Here is a 16,639-nt window from a genome sequence, read left to right on the forward strand (position 1 = left end):
TAAATCAGGATGCAAAAGTCCCTAAAAGCTAGCCAGCTACTAACTGGAGCAAGCAAGGACCATTCCTTCCCTTCCCAAAGAGTCTTAATACTTTATTTTATCATATTTTCATGGATAACAAAAGCAAGCCACTCCCAGAATGAAATAAAGCAGCAAGTAAATCCTATAAAAAAGAGGAAGCCGAATCCAATCGACCTCCTGTTTCAAACTTGCTTGCATCATACTTATCTATAAGTGGGCCAGAACCTCTAAACCATAATGGTCACTGATAATTGGCCCTCTCAGATTATCAAAGACGACACTGGACTGCTCCACTGTCCACTCTGAACTCAAAAAGGCATAGTCAATCTTATAGGCTTCTTGATTGCCTTCCCAGCCAGCGATTTCACCCTCAACGGTAGCTTGACCCAGACTTTCTTTAGCCTCTATATGGCTATCTTTTAAGCCCAAAGAACTGGCTAAAATCTCTCGATAGCCTGGTCCTTCAAAGGGACAATTAAAGTCACCCATTAAAAGTAGGGGAGTCCCTAGCTTGGACAGACGAGCTTCTAGTCGGGCCCATTCCCCTTGAAAGCCCTTCTCCCACCAGGAAAAATGACAGCTAGCCAGACTAACTAACTGGCCGTCCAATTCCGTTTGAGCCAGCAGGACCTTGCGGGTCCGATAGTCGGCTGGATCGTCCATATCAGAAAGGGTCAGAGCCTCCACCTGCAAGGGATTCTTGGCTAAGATAGCCACTCCTTCATGAAAACGATCAAAACCGATATGGTTATAGACCCAGGACCAATGATAAGTCCGACCCTTTTGCTCCAGTTGTTCGACCAAGGTGCGAGCATAGTGGTCTTGATGAATCCTTGGCATGCCAGGCACAGGCTGATAGGAAAAGACCTCCTTGGACTCTGAAGAGCCCTGTAATTGATTGACCTCTTGGAGGCAAATCACGTCATAGTCTTCCTCTAGGATACGTTGGACCAAGGCCGCCAGTTTTTCCTCTGGCTGGTCCTCCATCCAACTATGGGTATTTAAGGTCAGAAATTTAGCCATAGTTTCCCCCGCTATAATTCAACCTTGGCCACTACTGTCCCAGCTGCTTGCTGACCAGTTTTTTCAAGCTGAACAGTCTTCAAATCAACTGTATTGGTAAAGACGACCAGGGTTGTGGTTTCTCGTTTGGCTGCCTTAATGGCTGCTAGATCAGCCTTAACCAAGACTTGGCCTGCCTTCACTTGGTCTCCTTCTTCTACTTGAACTTCAAAGGGAGCTCCTTCTAAACTAACAGTTTCAAGCCCAATATGCAGGAGCACTTCCAAGCCTGACTCTGTTACCAGACCTAGTGCATGCTTGCTTGGAAAGACGCTACTTATCCGGCCAGAGACAGGGGCATAGATTTCACCCTGACTAGGCTCAACCGCAAAACCGTCCCCCATCATTTTTTGAGAAAAGACCGGATCTTTGACCTCTTCCAAAGGAAGAACCTCTCCCTGGGCTACTGTTTGGATTTCTTCTGTGATTCCTTTGAATACTTTGGCTTTTGCCCCAGCTACTTCTGAATTTTTCTCTGAAAAATCAGCAGCCGGAATCACTGCGCCAGAGTCCAATAAATCCTGAATATCTGACTTCAAAATATCAGCCTTGGGACCGTAAATTGCTTGGACACCAGAGCCCTTGACAATCAAGCCCATCGCTCCTGCCTGTTTCCATTTTTCTTCTGACCCAACATTTTGGGCATCCTTGACAGTTACCCGGAGACGGGTCATACAAGCATCTACATCAGTGATATTCTCACGGCCACCTAGTAGGTTGATAATTTGTACAACTTGAGAATCACCTGTTAGTTCAGTTGATGCTGACCCAGCACCTTCTTCACTAGCTTCTCCTTCATAATTACCCAAACGACCTGGAGTCGCATAGGCAAATTTCTTAATCATAAAGTTGGCAATAAAGTACATGACTACTCCAAAGAGCAGACTGACCCAGATAAAGTTGACAATATCCATAGCCAGACCAGCCTTGAGGGCTAGAGGAGTACGAGTTAAAAATTCAATGGAGCCAAAGGAGTGAACACGGAGGTTAACCAAATCAGCCATTCCAAAGGCTAGACCTTGAACAAGGGCATAGACAATATAGAGAGGCATGGCAATAAACATAAACATGTATTCAACCGGCTCAGTTACCCCTGTCAAGAAAACAGCCAGGGCCGTAGCTGTCAGCATTCCCTTATATTTCTTTTTCTTATCAGGATCCACATTGCGGTAAATAGCCACCACAATCCCCATTAGAATCCCAAAGGAACCAATCATTTGTCCAACCTTGAAGCGGGCCGGAGTCACTGATGTCAACAAGTCTTGGTATTGACTGGCATTGGAGCCCTTGAGATTAGCCAAGTCAGTAACCCAGGCCAACCAAAGAGGGTCCTGACCAAAGACCTGCTGACCAGCTTGAGCACCTGACATAATGGTGTAGGTGCCCCCAACAGTCGTGTAGTTCATCGGAATGGTCAGCATGTGGTGGAGACCAAATGGTAGCAACAAGCGCTCCAGGGTACCATAGATAAAAGGTGCAAAGAAAGGAGCTGTATCCTGAGAATTTGCAATCCAGTAACCAAAAGCGTTAATTCCTGATTGAATCAAAGGCCAAACCAGAGATAGGACTAGGGCCACAAGGGTTGAACGGAAGATAACGACGAAGGGCACAAAACGCTTGCCATTAAAGAAAGACAGGGCGTCTGGAAGGCTCCGATAGTTATAGTATTTATTATAGGCAGTTGCTCCCACAAAACCAGCGATAATCCCTACAAAAACCCCCATATTTAAGGCAGGTGCTTCCAGAACACTAACAAAGTAGTTGGCAACGTTGATTTTGGCCCCTAAAAGAGTCCGAACAGTCGCATCTGGATTGGCCAGCATTTCACTGGTCACACCAAAGATATTTCCGGTAATCCGGTTGATTAGAATGAAGGATAGACCAGCAGCAAAGGCCCCGCCAGCTCTTTCCTTGGCCCAGTTACCACCGATAGCAAGGGCAAAAAGCACATGAAGGTTGCCAATAATTCCCCAACCGATTTGCTCCATCACGCCACCAATAGTGACCAAGAGACCCATTTGGGGATTTATCATGGGAACAGCCTTACCCAGGCTGACCATGAGACCAGCAGCTGGCATTACTGCAATAACGACCATCAGACACTTACCGAACTTCTGCCAAAATTCAAAGCTCAATATATTTTTAAAGGTCTTTTTCATCTAAGACTTCTCCTTTGATTTAAAACTAGGTTCTGGTAGGATGATTGGCTAGCAGACTCCACCTAATCCGCCAGACTGGACCATCCCGACCTGAACAAAAAATACAACAAACGCTTCTGCAAACGTTTGCATAACCACGTATATATTATACCATTTATTTATTTTTTGTAAAGGCTTTCTCAAGAAAAATGTCCAAAAATTTAAACGGGAGTCAAACAAGTTTTAGACCTACAAAAATAAAAGAAAAGTGAATTGTAGGCCAAGAAAAAGCCCAAGGCTTGAAGGCCTTGAGCTTTATATAAGTCTTAGATTTATAAACTTCTTAACTAGTCGCTTGATTTTTCTTTAGATAATCAATGGCCTCTTGCAGCGTCTTGACTGGGACAATTTTCATCTTGGTCTTGATTTTCTTAGCTGTTTCTACAGCCACATCGTAGTTGCTCCTAGCCTTAGGATCTGCCTTTTTCTGCTCCTTGGTTACTGGATTATTTGGGACAAAGAAAATCTCAGCTCCACTTTGAGCAGCCGATACCACCTTCTTATCAATTCCGCCAATATCTCCAACCTTACCGTCCTGGGCAATCGTTCCAGTCCCTGCAATATCTCGTCCTGCTCTCAAGTTAGGGTCTGCAATCTGGGTGTAGATGGCTAGACTAAACATCAGGCCTGCGCTAGGACCCCCAATTCCCTGGGTTGAAAATTCAATAGGAATACTGCTCTTGACCTCGGTCCGATCTACGAGGCCAATACCAATCCCATTCTTACCATTTTCAAGTTTGATGATTTTACCAGTTGCAGACTTCTTTTGACCATCCTCTTCATAGTTGACCTTGACTTTATCCCCAATCTTGTGTGAGGCCACATAGTCAATCAACTCTGCCGAGCTCTTAAAGGTCTTATCATCAACCCCAGTCACCGTATCAGCGATGTTTAAAACTCCCTTGAAGGTCGAATCCTTGGTGACACTGAGGACATAGACCCCTAGATAGTCCATACTAATCTCCTTGCCAGCAGTGGTCAAACCCTGATACTTAGCAACATTTTGCGAGGTTTCCATATAGAATTGATTGATACGATTAAACTCTTGATGAGTCGAACCACCGGTCATTTCCTCGGCCGAATAAATATCGGTAAAAGGGGTTAACCAGGCATAGACTAGGTGGGCAAAGGTGGCCTGCTCCACACCAACTGTCACAAACTGATAACTTCCATCAGCTTTATCTTCCTTGTCATCTACCCTAAGTACCTGGCGAATATCCTCAGCCATTCCTGGTACCTCTACATAGTAGGGCAAGCGGACCATTACGGCCGTATAGGCTAGACCGATTGTCAGAAAAATCAGAATCGGCCATTTATAGGTTTTGATTGTTTTCATACTTTTCTTTCTAACTCCCTCATGACGCTCTTTGGAACATAGGCTGAAATATCTTGTTTAAAGGCCAATAATTCCTGAATCCGGGAAGAACTAATATACTGGTAGGCAGGACGACTAATGAGAAAAATTGTCTCAATTTCTGGTGCCAATTGCCCATTAAAAAAGGTCAGATTGGCCTCATAGCCTAAATCTTCGCTATTTCGCAAACCACGAACAAAAGACTGGACCCCCAATTCTCTAGCTAGCTCGACAGCCAAACGATTCTCAGCTGTCACTAGCTCTACCCCTTCTAAATGAGCCAGAGCTCCTTCTACCATGCGCTTGCGCTCAGCAAGAGAAAAATACCCCTGCTTTTTTCGATTGTAAAAAATACCGACATAGAGCTTGTCGAACAAATGACTAGCCCTTTCAATCGTATCTACATGCCCCAGTGTTATCGGATCAAAAGAGCCCGTAAATAGACCAATCTTATCTGACATAAACCGTCACCTTTGAAATTCCATAATTTTTTTGCTTCCAGATAGAAAGCCCTGCTATTTCCTGGGGTAGCTCGACCGACTTATCCGTCTCACAAACCACCAGCACTTCCTGACTCAAAAGCTGACGCTGGGCCAGGTTCTCAATATCAGAAACGATTTGCTCCTTGGCATAGGGCGGATCCAGCAGAACCAAGTCAAAAACCTGATCCAAACGAGCCAGAGCCCGAGTCGCCTCCATCTTCCAGAGAGAAAACTTATCCTCCTCCTTGGTCATTCTGATATTTTCCTGAATGACCGTCTGGGCTCGTCGATCTTTTTCAACCAAAAGAGCAGAAGTCATCCCCCGCGAGACAGCCTCAATGGCCAAGCCACCACTACCTGCATAGAGGTCCAGGACCCTACCACCGTCAAAATAAGGACCAATCATATTAAAAATAGCCCCCTTGACCTTGTCAGTGGTCGGCCGCGTCGTCTGGCCAGCCAAGGACTTGAGTGGCCGTCCCCCATAATTACCTGCAACAACTCTCATAAAAAACATTATAGCAAAAAAAGCGCAAAATATCGCGCTTTTAAAATTATTTATTGGACTAGAGAAAAAAATCACAACTTCTTTACACTTGACCTTAAACGAGAGGAGCTAGTCAATAGAAATTTCAAATGTTCCCGCCCTCTGATTATCTTTGATAATTTCTAAACTATCATCATCAATCAATTTTCTTAAAATATCATAGTATTTAGCAGAAATATAATATTTAATATGTCCTATTTTTCTCTTCCCATTTGGATGGACAAAATCCTTAGGCTTGGGGTCCACATCAAAATAGGACATCAGAAAGGGGAAGTCCAGTCCTTGTGTAAAGAAGCACTTGTAATTCAGAGTTCGTCCGTGCGTATCTTCTCGTTTGCCCTTTTTTAGATAGAAACCGTCTATCTTGTTTTCCTTGAGATAGGCTATTTCTTTCTCTAAATCACCGCAATCCTTTTCAATGCAAAAAGCACACCAACCTTCTGGACAATTTTCCCAATAAAGAAATTTTTCCAGATTTTTCGGTTTAAAGAACTTAGCAATCAGTTGAATGATTTTAGGCATGCCCGTAGTCTGCAACAATTCTATATAGGCACCCTCACTAAAATAAATCAGGGCGTTAATCGGATTTTCCGTCCGGCCGTACTCTACGACAAAACCCTTATCCCGCCATTCCTTTACGGCCTGGTCTAAATCATCTACCTTATAAATGACATGTCCACTTCTCATGAGAACCTCCTTTAGAGAGCATAACCTGCTCTTCTAGGCTAAATTTTTACTATGCTCAACTCCTATTTCCTTTGCCATAACTTTGACTACCATTATATCACAAAACCCAGGCAAGTTTTTGCCTGGGTAAAGAGTTATCCTATTTCAACCTTTCCATTTCTGCGATACGAGCCTGGGTGGCATCGTATTTGGCTTGGTAATCAGCTTGTTTTTGGCGTTCTTTTTCGACCACTTCTGGCTTGGCATTGGCGACGAATTTCTCGTTAGCAAGTTTTCGTCCGACCATATCCAGCTCTTTTTGCCACTTGGCTAGTTCCTTATTAAGGCGGGCTAATTCTTCCTCCACATTGAGCAAGTCAGCCAGCGGTAGGAAGATTTCAGCACCAGTGATAACCGCCGACATGGCAAGGTCTGGCGTTGCTAGCTTGCTGTCAATCTCCAGGTGCTCTGGGTTAGTAAAGCGCTTGATGTAGTTGACATTTTCTTTGAAAAAGGCCTCTAAATCACTATCGCTGGGCTTAACCAAGAGAGTAATCGGCTTACTTGGAGCGACATTGACTTCGCTGCGCGCATTACGCACTGAGCGAATCAAATCCTTGAGTGCTTCAACTCCAGCTGCTGCCTCTTTATTTTCAAAATCAGAACGCACCAGTGGATAGTCTGCTGTAACGAGGCTGTCAGCAGAGATTTGCTGGAAGATTTCCTCGGTTACAAAAGGCATGATTGGGTGAAGTAGGCGCAAAATTTGGTCTAAGGTATAGAGCAATACAGAGCGGGTCACAAGCTTTTCAGCTTCGTTATCGCTATAAAGCACTTCCTTGGTCAGCTCGACATACCAGTCGGCAAACTCGTCCCAGATAAAGTTGTAGAGGATATGCCCCGCCACACCGAACTCAAATTTATCAAAGTTTTCCGTAACCTTGGCAATGGTTTCGTTGAGATTATGTAAAATCCAGCGGTCAGTGACATTCCCGGCTTGATTAGCCGCAACTGCATCTACCTTATCACGCGCTTGACCAAGTGTCAAGCCTTCATTATTCATGAGAATATAGCGGGAAATATTCCAAATCTTGTTGATAAAGTTCCAGGAGGCATCCATTTTTTCATAGCTAAAGCGTACATCTTGCCCCGGAGCAGAACCATTTGACAAGAACCAACGCAGAGCGTCCGCCCCATACTGGTCGATGACATCCATCGGGTCAATCCCGTTGCCCAGAGACTTAGACATCTTACGTCCTTCTTCGTCCCGAATCAGTCCATGAATAAGGACATTTTCAAAAGGAGCACGACCTGTAAATTCCAGCGATTGGAAAATCATGCGCGACACCCAGAAAAAGATGATGTCGTAGCCCGTGACCAGGGTAGAGGTTGGGAAATAGCGCTTGAAGTCTGCCGCTTCTTCATCTGGCCAACCCATGGTTGAGAAGGGCCACAAGGCCGAGCTAAACCAGGTATCCAGCACATCTGGATCTTGCACCCAATCCTCGCCCGCTGGTGCTTCCTCGCCTACATAGATTTCACCTGCGCTATTGTACCAGGCAGGAATTTGATGGCCCCACCAAAGTTGGCGCGAAATCACCCAGTCATGGACATTTTCCATCCATTGGAGGAAGGTATCATTGAAACGTGTCGGGTAAAATTCAACCTTGTCCTCGGTATCTTGGTTCTTAATCGCATTCTTAGCTAGTTCATCCATTTTGACAAACCACTGAGTAGATAAGCGAGGCTCAACCGGCACACCTGTCCGTTCAGAGTGTCCTACGCTGTGGACACGTTTTTCGATTTTAACCAGGCTACCTAGCTCTTCTAGCTTCTTGACAACTGCCTTACGAGCCTCAAAACGATCCATACCAGCAAATTCAGCCGCCAAATCGTTCATAGTTCCGTCATCGTTCATAACATTGACCTGGGGCAGATTGTGACGTTGCCCGACCAGGAAGTCATTGGGGTCATGGGCAGGAGTAATTTTCACAACTCCCGTTCCAAATTCAGGGTCGGCATGCTCATCTGCCACGATTGGAATGGCTTTATTGATAATTGGTAGAATAACATTTTTACCAATCAAACCCTTGTAGCGTGGGTCTTCTGGATTGACCGCTACCGCCACATCTCCAAACATAGTTTCTGGACGAGTAGTCGCCACTTCAAGGCTGCGTGAGCCGTCCTCCAGCGGGTAGTTCATGTGGTAGAAAGCCCCCTCGACATCCTTATGGATGACCTCAATATCAGACAGGGCTGTCCTTGCTGCTGGATCCCAGTTGATGATAAATTCTCCGCGGTAAATCCAGCCTTTCTTGTAAAGGTCAACAAAGACCTTGCGCACCGCTTTTGACAAGCCCGCATCCAGTGTGAAACGCTCGCGCCCATAATCGACAGAGAGACCCATTTTGCCCCACTGCTCCTTAATGGTCGCCGCATACTCATCCTTCCATTCCCAGACCTTGTCCAAGAATTTTTCCCGGCCCAAATCATAGCGAGAGATACCCTCTCCGCGCAAACGCTCCTCAACCTTGGCCTGGGTGGCAATTCCCGCGTGGTCCATACCAGGTAGCCAAAGGGTATCAAAGCCCTGCATGCGCTTTTGGCGGATAATAATATCCTGCAAAGTCGTATCCCAAGCGTGCCCCAAGTGGAGTTTCCCCGTCACATTTGGTGGTGGAATCACGATAGAATAAGGTTTAGCCTTTGCATCCCCAGATGGCTTAAAGACATCCGCCTCCAGCCACTTAGCATAGCGCCCAGCCTCAACCTCAGCTGGATTGTATTTCGATGAAAGTTCTTTGTTGGTCATGTGTGTTCTCCTTTATTTTAAATATGGAAATAGAATTGATTTTATTTCTCCTAGTTTTAAAAAATCCCCTATAAAAATAATTACCTTCCTCGATCTACTAAGATTTTTTTCCGTAGAAAATTTATAATATAATAAACAAAATATTGATATAAATGTTCCTATCACAAACATATATACAAATGTCTGTATTCTTAGTGATCCCTTATAAAAAGCTGACATTTTTTCATTTTCAAAGAATGAAGAAAAAATAAATGCTATATATAGTAAAAATGTAGATAAATATGCAACTAATCTATTACGCTTCCAAGTATAACTAAACTTTCTAGGTACTTTTACAATTTTTCTTCCCTTATGTATCAATTCCAAGAATTCTTTAGAATTGATAAAATTCCAAAGTACCATAAAAGCAGTAATTGCTGCCCACCAATTTATATTAAAACCACCAATGAGAATAATGAGCGGAATTAGCAGTAAAAAAAGTAATATTAAATCAGAAAATTTCCATCCACTAAGAATAAGAAGCACTTCAATATATAGCATTATAACTATAATAAGCTTTACAAGCTCTTTAACCAAATGGCCATCTTTGGGTGACATTGGAAGATAACGTAAAACTATTCCTGAAATGATTGCTAAATAGAAAAAATATAAAATGGCTCTAATCAAAGAAACTACTTTTTTATATTCTTTGCTACCAATAATTTTATCCACTTTCCTTGGCTTTTTAGTAAATAAATAACTTAGTGCACAAATAAATAATATTATAAAAATAAATATAGTACATAAATTATTACTTTTTACAGAAATGACTTTAAAACTAGATAATATAAGAAATAATCCTAGAATAATTGCTTCTATAAATCCTATATCTTTGAAAAAACGAACAAAATAATCCCAAATTACTTTAAGCAATTTCGTTTTGCTACCCACTCTTTTCCTCCTCTCCAACCAAAAAATCCCCGCCTCTTTCGAGACAGGGACGAATATTTTATCAAGAGACCTACTGATGCCAAGATGAGTTTTTTCATCTTGATCCAGCTAGTTCTTGGAAATCCGCGGTACCACCCATATTCGGATACTTGTGTATCCGCAACTTTAAATCTTATCAAATCTGTCTAGAAACCTGCTTGGTTTGGAGTCAAGGCCAGCCAGCTCTCCTAAAGCTAGCAACAAGGACTTAAGAGATACCAAACCCCAGTATGGTCTAGAAATTTAGCAACCAGTTTTGACACATTTATGGACTTCTCAGCACCGCCATTTTCTGTAAAATGCTCTTCTCAAAACACCTCTAAACATTCCTATTCTATCAAAGATAGAGCAAAAAATCAAGAAAGTTCTGAAAGTGGCACTTCAAATTTATCAGAAGTTTGCATATAGCTGTCTCTAAAGTCAAAGACTAGCTTGCTAGCAGTTTCATCGATTGTATAGACATAGTAACCAGATAGGGTTTGTCCATCTTTAACTACATCTTGTAAGTGACTTTCTCCTTGGTCACTTGAAGCCGCATTAAAGGCCAAGCGTTGTAGAGCTCCGTCCTTTTCTTGATAGGCATCAATCATCCCTTGATACAAGAATTGCAAGGTTTGCTCCCCGGCGCTTTTATCTGTCAAAGTAAAGTGTAATACGAGAGTGGATTTTCCTTCAGCATCTGTTGCCTTTTCAAGATTATCAATCTTGAGGTCAACACTGCTACCTGTGTAAGTCTGAATATTGCTGTTCCAACCAGCACTACTCTTTCTTTCCGTCTTGTGGGTCGACGACTGTGACGACGTCTGAATCCCTCTAGCGGTTTCGCTACCACAAGCAGCCAAAACAGTGACTGATGCAATAGTTAAACCTAAGCATAATAATTTTTTCATAAAATTTCCCCTTTAATTTTATATAGTATTAGTTTACCATAAGAAAGGTAGCAAGTCACTGCATATAAAGTTAAGTTCGTATTACATTTTTGTGAAAAATGCACATATTTATACAAAGGGAGCAAAAGTGTCCTTTTACCCCCTTTCTTATCTATCTAATAATTCCGCTTACCAAAGAGCTCCTCTGGCAAATCATGAAAGTCTCGTCCCTCATGATAGTTGGCAAACTTGCCCAAGAGGAACTGATAGGCGTCTAGCCGACTCTCATAGCGAATGGCCGCATCCCTGGCCCGCTCGTCCTGGTCTTCTTCAAAGACCTTCTGACTTTCCTTAAGGGCTAGGTCGTTGAGTGTGACCTGGGTCTTGACCCAGGCTTCAAAGTCATCCAAAAATTTTTTCTCGTAGGTCATAACACACTTTCTAATCTACTCACTGTAGAAATCCTCTTTAATATCTCTAAAGGGCTGGATATCTTGCACATATTCCAAAACCCCCTGAAAAAGACCTGCTTCATCTCTCACCGCTCTATAGGTCACATGGACAAATTTTCCCCTCGATTGGGACTTAAACCACATTTCAAACTTGTCCTTTTCCCCCTTGCGCAAGCTATCAAAAATTGCTCGAACTTTCTTTAACAGCTTGGGGGGGTGACAAAGTTCAACATTTCTACCAATCTGGCTAGGAGTCCGCTTAAAAATCATCTCATCGGCTGGCCCACTATCATTATAGTACTGGAAAATATCCTCCTTATTGACAAAGGTAATCTCCAAAGGCAGGTGGTTGAGGATAAGATTAGCTTCCTCAAGCGATAAGTAACCATGCCCAAAGGGCTGCTGGCTAAAGCGATCTGCCAACTTGGGCTTTTTTTCCTTAGCCTGATAAGAAATCCGAATCTCTCCCTCGGGCGTCTCAATGATTTGCTCTAGGGTTCCCTCTGCCAGTGAGTGGAACTGGGAAATTGCTGACTCCCTATCATCTGGCTCTTCTTCAAAGGATTGTCGATGGGGCTGCCACTTTTCAGTGGGTTGGATGATGGCATAACCGTAGCTAGGACTTTCATCCGCAATCTTGAGCCAATCGTCTTGTGTAAAGGACTCCAGGAGAATCATCAGCAAAATTGATTCTTCCTTAAAAATCATGGCCTCAAATTCTGCCGCAAAAGTTTCAAAAGCCGCTTGAACGTCAGCAATTTCCTCCTCTGGAAGGTCCTGGGCCTTGCTTAGGGCTTGCTGAAAGAGCTCGCGAATCTGGTCATCCACTCCCCACATGACCCGTGGAGGAGAATCGTGACCATAGCTTTCCATAATCGGAAACATCAGTTCTTCCTTTCGCCGGTAATGGATATCAAACTGCCCCACTAGACCCAGCTGACGGAGTAGACCCTTGGCCAACTCTCCTTTCATATCCGAGTTTTCAGCCTCTTCATAGCTAGCCAAAAGCCGCCTAACCCTAAGGAGGGCCGCTCTAAGAGCCAGATTTTCCTGCTTAAAGACTTGGACAGGATGGCCAGGATGGTCACTGTCCGCCACCTCGATATTCTGAATGGCTCCCTTAAAGAGATTGGCATGGACATTACAGAGCGACATCACATCTTCAAAGGTGATTCCCGTATCGGAATTCATCAGCTCGTGCTCCATCAGACTGATTTCAATGGCTGAAACACCGGTAAAATGCTCATTAAAGAGCTCTTGAACAGACTCTGCCGAAGCTCCATTATGGAGATCGAGCAAAATGGACTTCAAGACCTCAATTCTTTCGCTAGCCATGCTAGAAGCCTGTTACTTCATAGCCGTTTACTTCAAATACTTCCTTGATTTTTTCAAGTGGAAGTCCATGCATGCTAGCTCCTTGCAGGAGACTAACCTGACGGCCAACTGTTTCTCTCATCTGCGGATTGGCCAGGGGAGCAAAGCCCAAACCAAGCAAAAGCTCCAAAACTTCTGGATGTTGGTCCAATACTTCAGCAACTGGAATCGATAAATCAATGACATTATTCATCATAAACACCTCACTTTTTTCTCCATTATACCATAAAAAGAGCCTACCTTATAGTCCGATTCTTCTCTCGAGCTTTTCCTAGCAAAGATTTTCCCTACTAAGCACTGCCAAATTCTCCTAGGTCTCCAAGTTAGACTGGTAGGTCAGGAAACTCTGATTGGACACCTCTTACTTTTTCTTTTTGAGTAACTTGACTACGGCCTCTGTCCTGGCTGTATGGGGAAACATGTCCACAGACTGGATGTAGACCACATCATAGACTTGGCTGAGCTGGACCAGGTCGCGCGCTAGAGTTGAGACATTACAGGAGACATAGACCATCTTAGCTGGTGCATAACGCAGAATGGTTGCTAATAATTTGTCGTCCAAGCCTGTCCTAGGTGGGTCAACAATCATGGCATCTGCCCGATAGCCCTCCTTATACCAACGAGGAATGATGACTTCTGCTTTCCCTGCCTCATAATGGGTGTTATCAAAGCCCATTCGTTTGGCATTCCGCCTAGCATCTTCAATCGCTTCTGGTATAATGTCCATACCTCTCAGACTCTTGACCTTTCTAGCAAAGGCAAAACCAATGGTCCCCACACCACAGTAGGCATCGATTAAATGTTCTGTCTCATTCACATCTAAGGCCTCTAAGGCCTGACTATAAAGGACCTGGGTTTGCTGGGGATTGAGCTGATAAAAGGCCCGTGGTGACAAGGAAAATTCATAGTCTAGTACCCCTTCCTCGATAGCCTCTCGCCCCCAAAGGAGCTCTGTCTTTTCCCCATATATCTCACTGGACTTGCTAGTCTGATAATTGACCGCTATCGTCTTAATTTGCGGGAATTCTTTGGTCAAATCCCCAACTAAATCCCTAAAATTTAGCTGGCGACTGGTCACGAAAATCAGTTGAACCTGCCCGGTCTTTCTGGCCCTTCTGACCATCACAGTCCTAACACCTGCAATCTTACGCTCATCATAAATTGGCAGTTTATAAAAAGTCAACAGCTCAGCCACCCGGTTAACGATTCGCTGGGTTTCTGAATCTTGGACCAGGCAGTCCTTAAGTTGGACCAAATAGTGGGAATTTTGAGCGTAAAGTCCCGCCTTGACCTGCCCCTTAAACTTACGTGTTTGAAACTGCAACTTGGCCCGATAGTATTCCGGTTCCTCCATACCAAGGGTCGGTCTAATTTCGTAATCCTCATAGCCCGCTGGTGCAAATTTTTTAAGAGCCTGCCGCAACAGATCCTCCTTAAAATCAAGCTGTTTATCATAGCGTAGGTGCATGATTTGACAGCCACCACAGGCCTCATAGATAGCACAAGGAGCTTGGACACGAAACTTGGACTTCTTATTGATTTCTAGTAATTTGGCCTGGGCAAAATTAGACTTGAGGCTGGTTATCTGACAAAAAACCTCTTCCCCTTTCAAAGCCCCCGGTACAAAAACTAAGGTTCGCTTATAAAAACCAATCCCCTCTCCATTGATACCCATTCGCTTAATCTTCAAAGGGATTCTTTGTTTCACTTTCATATTATCATTATACTAAAAAATGTAGTAAAATAGGGATATGAAAATCACTAAACTAGAAAAGAAGAAGCGCCTCTATCTGCTAGAACTGGACCATGAGGAATCCCTCTATATTACAGAGGATACAATCGTCCACTTCATGTTGTCAAGGGATAAGGAAGTGAGTCCAGAGGAGCTCCTAAAAATTCAAGACTATGCCCAGTTTTCCTACGGAAAAAACCTAGCCCTCTATTATCTCTCCTTTAAGCAGCGAAGCAAGAAAGAGGTGAGAGACTACCTAGTCAAGCACGAAATCTCAGATAAGGTGCTGGAGCAGGTCTTGGATAAATTGAGTGCTGATCGCTGGATTGATGATCAAAAATACAGCGATAGCCTTATCCAGTCCAATCTCCTTTCTGGTGATAAGGGCCCCTATGTCCTCAAGCAAAAACTCAGTCAAAAAGGGATTAAGCGCTCCATCATTGACAAAAGTCTTGAAAGCCATGATTTCGCTCCCTTGGCCAGCAAAGTGGCAGAAAAACTTTTAAAAAAATATGAAAAGAAACTTGCAGCCAAGGCCCTAAAGGACAAAATCCTCCAATCCTTAGTCAACAAGGGCTTTTCCTATCCCGATGCCCAGACAGCCTTTGAAGAACTGACCATTGAAGAAAAGCCCGAACAAGAGGCAGACCTTCTCTACCAAGAATTAGACAAATACTATCGCAAGTATAGCAAAAAGTATCAGGACTATGAACTCAAGCAACGATTAACCCAGGCTTTGGCCCGCAAGGGCTTCGACTTTTCAGATATTGCAAGTGCTCTTAGAGAATATTTCTAAAAATTTCAGGGAAAATTTAGGCTTTTCCATGAAAATATGTTACAATAAGGATGAGAAACTTCAAAATTGTAGAAAGTTGGTAAGTTATGAAACTCCCCAAAGAAGGCGACTTTATTACAATTCAAAGTTATAAGCATGATGGAAGTTTGCACCGTACTTGGCGCGACACCATGGTACTAAAAACAACAGAAAATGCCATTATCGGAGTAAATGATCATACCCTGGTCACCGAAAGCGATGGCCGTCGTTGGGTTACACGAGAACCTGCTATCGTCTATTTTCATAAAAAGTATTGGTTTAATATCATCGCTATGATTCGCGAAAACGGTACTTCATACTACTGCAATCTAGCTAGTCCCTACTATTTGGACGGCGAGGCCCTCAAATATATCGACTATGACCTCGATGTCAAGGTCTTTGCCGATGGTGAAAAACGTCTCCTAGATGTAGAAGAGTATGAACGCCATAAAAAGAAAATGAATTACTCGGATGATTTAGACTATATTCTCAAAGAAAATGTCAAAATCTTAGTAGACTGGATTAACCAGGGACGTGGTCCTTTCTCCCAGGCCTATGTCAACATTTGGTACAAACGCTATATAGAACTGAGAAATCGTTAAAGTTGTCAAAAGAGCGCAAGCTCTTTTTTCTATGCCCCATAGATACTAATTTCTTGCATTCTCGCTTGAATTTCTGTATCATATAAGAGCCTCTAGTCTTTGAAAAACTAAAAAATGACTAATCAATTCTGACTAGATAGATTTAGAAAAAATGGAAAGGAGCTCTTATTATGGCCTTTACAGACACAAAAGGACGCTATGCTAGTTTTGGCGTTGTCACTAGCCTCCCCGAAGAAGTTATTGATGCATTTTGGTATATTATCGATAATTATCTCAAAGGCGTTTTTCAATTAAACGAGCTCATCCAGTTTGAACTACTAAACAAGGCTGGACAAATTAGTTTTCGCTTCTCTGAAAAAAATCTCCCGACCACTATTATCTTTGATTCACCCTATAGTTTTGACCCCTTCTATCCCAGAAAAATTTATGTCACTGACAATCAAGGAAAAGAAACCATTATGCTAGCCGATGAATATTCTCTGATGTAGATTGAAGTGCAAAGTTAGAAATAGCCTATATTAAAAGAGGACCCTGCCTTTAGGGTCCTCTTCTTTTGGGTTTTCACCATGGGTATTTGACAAATAAAAAAACTACCCAAAGTAGTCAGTCCATATAATCGGGAAGACAGGATTCGAACCTGCGACACCTTGGTCCCAAACCAAGTACTCTACCAAGCTGAGCTACT

Annotated in this window: 16 protein-coding genes; 3 read left to right on the forward strand and 13 right to left on the reverse strand. The window is 43.2% G+C overall.

Features of this window, described 5'->3' with window-relative positions:
* Positions 1 to 228: 228 nt before the first annotated feature.
* The 13 genes from C4K46_RS02565 to rlmD form a co-directional block, all read right to left on the reverse strand.
* Positions 229 to 1,044 carry an endonuclease/exonuclease/phosphatase family protein gene (locus C4K46_RS02565; protein WP_209627048.1) on the reverse strand — a complete coding sequence of 272 codons (816 nt, stop codon included), beginning with the start codon at positions 1,042 to 1,044 and terminating at the stop codon, positions 229 to 231.
* An 11-nt stretch (positions 1,045 to 1,055) separates the two neighbouring features.
* Positions 1,056 to 3,242, reverse strand: coding sequence for a PTS transporter subunit IIBC (locus C4K46_RS02570; protein ID WP_209627050.1), 2,187 nt, complete (start codon positions 3,240 to 3,242; stop codon positions 1,056 to 1,058).
* A 322-nt stretch (positions 3,243 to 3,564) separates the two neighbouring features.
* A complete protein-coding gene (locus C4K46_RS02575) occupies positions 3,565 to 4,617 on the reverse strand; it encodes a SepM family pheromone-processing serine protease (protein ID WP_209627052.1) in 1,053 nt (350 codons plus the stop codon).
* Positions 4,614 to 5,096: a pantetheine-phosphate adenylyltransferase gene (gene coaD / locus C4K46_RS02580; protein WP_209627053.1), complete on the reverse strand. Its 483-nt coding sequence runs from the start codon at positions 5,094 to 5,096 to the stop codon at positions 4,614 to 4,616. The genes C4K46_RS02575 and coaD overlap by 4 nt, the downstream gene beginning before the upstream one ends.
* Positions 5,086 to 5,625: a 16S rRNA (guanine(966)-N(2))-methyltransferase RsmD gene (gene rsmD / locus C4K46_RS02585; RefSeq protein WP_209627055.1), complete on the reverse strand. Its 540-nt coding sequence runs from the start codon at positions 5,623 to 5,625 to the stop codon at positions 5,086 to 5,088. Before rsmD ends, coaD begins: the two co-directional genes overlap by 11 nt.
* A 108-nt stretch (positions 5,626 to 5,733) precedes the next feature.
* On the reverse strand, positions 5,734 to 6,351 hold the full coding sequence (locus C4K46_RS02590) for a VOC family protein (protein ID WP_209627057.1): 618 nt from the start codon (positions 6,349 to 6,351) through the stop codon (positions 5,734 to 5,736).
* Between the two features lie 139 nt (positions 6,352 to 6,490).
* A complete protein-coding gene (locus tag C4K46_RS02595) occupies positions 6,491 to 9,142 on the reverse strand; it encodes a valine--tRNA ligase (protein WP_209627059.1) in 2,652 nt (883 codons plus the stop codon).
* A 12-nt stretch (positions 9,143 to 9,154) separates the two neighbouring features.
* On the reverse strand, positions 9,155 to 10,072 hold the full coding sequence (locus tag C4K46_RS02600; protein WP_209627061.1) for a hypothetical protein: 918 nt from the start codon (positions 10,070 to 10,072) through the stop codon (positions 9,155 to 9,157).
* Between the two features lie 395 nt (positions 10,073 to 10,467).
* The gene (locus tag C4K46_RS02605; protein WP_209627063.1) at positions 10,468 to 11,001 is read right to left on the reverse strand and encodes a DUF5067 domain-containing protein; all 534 of its coding nucleotides are present in this window, start codon (positions 10,999 to 11,001) and stop codon (positions 10,468 to 10,470) included.
* A 155-nt stretch (positions 11,002 to 11,156) separates the two neighbouring features.
* The gene (locus C4K46_RS02610; RefSeq protein ID WP_209627065.1) at positions 11,157 to 11,411 is read right to left on the reverse strand and encodes a DUF1912 family protein; all 255 of its coding nucleotides are present in this window, start codon (positions 11,409 to 11,411) and stop codon (positions 11,157 to 11,159) included.
* Between the two features lie 15 nt (positions 11,412 to 11,426).
* Positions 11,427 to 12,767: a DUF438 domain-containing protein gene (locus C4K46_RS02615; protein WP_209627067.1), complete on the reverse strand. Its 1,341-nt coding sequence runs from the start codon at positions 12,765 to 12,767 to the stop codon at positions 11,427 to 11,429.
* Between the two features lies 1 nt (position 12,768).
* Positions 12,769 to 12,999: a DUF1858 domain-containing protein gene (locus C4K46_RS02620; RefSeq protein WP_209627134.1), complete on the reverse strand. Its 231-nt coding sequence runs from the start codon at positions 12,997 to 12,999 to the stop codon at positions 12,769 to 12,771.
* A 168-nt stretch (positions 13,000 to 13,167) separates the two neighbouring features.
* Positions 13,168 to 14,520, reverse strand: a complete 1,353-nt coding sequence (rlmD, locus tag C4K46_RS02625; protein WP_209627069.1) for a 23S rRNA (uracil(1939)-C(5))-methyltransferase RlmD — start codon at positions 14,518 to 14,520, stop codon at positions 13,168 to 13,170.
* Positions 14,521 to 14,557: 37 nt separating this feature from the next.
* Here rlmD and recX point away from each other — a divergent pair, with 37 nt between their 5' ends.
* From recX to C4K46_RS02640, 3 genes are all read left to right on the forward strand, one after another.
* On the forward strand, positions 14,558 to 15,334 hold the full coding sequence (recX, locus tag C4K46_RS02630) for a recombination regulator RecX (protein WP_209627071.1): 777 nt from the start codon (positions 14,558 to 14,560) through the stop codon (positions 15,332 to 15,334).
* Positions 15,335 to 15,420: 86 nt separating this feature from the next.
* The gene (ntdP, locus tag C4K46_RS02635) at positions 15,421 to 15,954 is read left to right on the forward strand and encodes a nucleoside tri-diphosphate phosphatase (protein WP_209627073.1); all 534 of its coding nucleotides are present in this window, start codon (positions 15,421 to 15,423) and stop codon (positions 15,952 to 15,954) included.
* Between the two features lie 170 nt (positions 15,955 to 16,124).
* Complete coding sequence (locus C4K46_RS02640) at positions 16,125 to 16,442, forward strand: DUF960 domain-containing protein (RefSeq protein ID WP_209627075.1); 318 nt, start codon at positions 16,125 to 16,127, stop codon at positions 16,440 to 16,442.
* Positions 16,443 to 16,639: the final 197 nt, after the last annotated feature.

The sequence above is a fragment of the Streptococcus oricebi genome, from assembly GCF_017883985.1.
Lineage (GTDB): Bacteria > Bacillota > Bacilli > Lactobacillales > Streptococcaceae > Streptococcus > Streptococcus oricebi.

What these genes read in the sequence shown, in the direction of transcription:
- rsmD (WP_209627055.1), bottom strand. Translation starts at nt 5,625, where the DNA reads ATGAGAGTTGTTGCAGGTAATTATGGGGGACGGCCACTCAAGTCCTTG.
- C4K46_RS02640 (WP_209627075.1), top strand. Translation starts at nt 16,125, where the DNA reads ATGGCCTTTACAGACACAAAAGGACGCTATGCTAGTTTTGGCGTTGTC.
- coaD (WP_209627053.1), bottom strand. Translation starts at nt 5,096, where the DNA reads ATGTCAGATAAGATTGGTCTATTTACGGGCTCTTTTGATCCGATAACA.
- recX (WP_209627071.1), top strand. Translation starts at nt 14,558, where the DNA reads ATGAAAATCACTAAACTAGAAAAGAAGAAGCGCCTCTATCTGCTAGAA.
- C4K46_RS02605 (WP_209627063.1), bottom strand. Translation starts at nt 11,001, where the DNA reads ATGAAAAAATTATTATGCTTAGGTTTAACTATTGCATCAGTCACTGTT.
- C4K46_RS02615 (WP_209627067.1), bottom strand. Translation starts at nt 12,767, where the DNA reads ATGGCTAGCGAAAGAATTGAGGTCTTGAAGTCCATTTTGCTCGATCTC.
- C4K46_RS02575 (WP_209627052.1), bottom strand. Translation starts at nt 4,617, where the DNA reads ATGAAAACAATCAAAACCTATAAATGGCCGATTCTGATTTTTCTGACA.
- C4K46_RS02570 (WP_209627050.1), bottom strand. Translation starts at nt 3,242, where the DNA reads ATGAAAAAGACCTTTAAAAATATATTGAGCTTTGAATTTTGGCAGAAG.
- C4K46_RS02620 (WP_209627134.1), bottom strand. Translation starts at nt 12,999, where the DNA reads ATGAATAATGTCATTGATTTATCGATTCCAGTTGCTGAAGTATTGGAC.
- C4K46_RS02590 (WP_209627057.1), bottom strand. Translation starts at nt 6,351, where the DNA reads ATGAGAAGTGGACATGTCATTTATAAGGTAGATGATTTAGACCAGGCC.
- C4K46_RS02565 (WP_209627048.1), bottom strand. Translation starts at nt 1,044, where the DNA reads ATGGCTAAATTTCTGACCTTAAATACCCATAGTTGGATGGAGGACCAG.
- C4K46_RS02610 (WP_209627065.1), bottom strand. Translation starts at nt 11,411, where the DNA reads ATGACCTACGAGAAAAAATTTTTGGATGACTTTGAAGCCTGGGTCAAG.
- rlmD (WP_209627069.1), bottom strand. Translation starts at nt 14,520, where the DNA reads ATGAAAGTGAAACAAAGAATCCCTTTGAAGATTAAGCGAATGGGTATC.
- C4K46_RS02595 (WP_209627059.1), bottom strand. Translation starts at nt 9,142, where the DNA reads ATGACCAACAAAGAACTTTCATCGAAATACAATCCAGCTGAGGTTGAG.
- ntdP (WP_209627073.1), top strand. Translation starts at nt 15,421, where the DNA reads ATGAAACTCCCCAAAGAAGGCGACTTTATTACAATTCAAAGTTATAAG.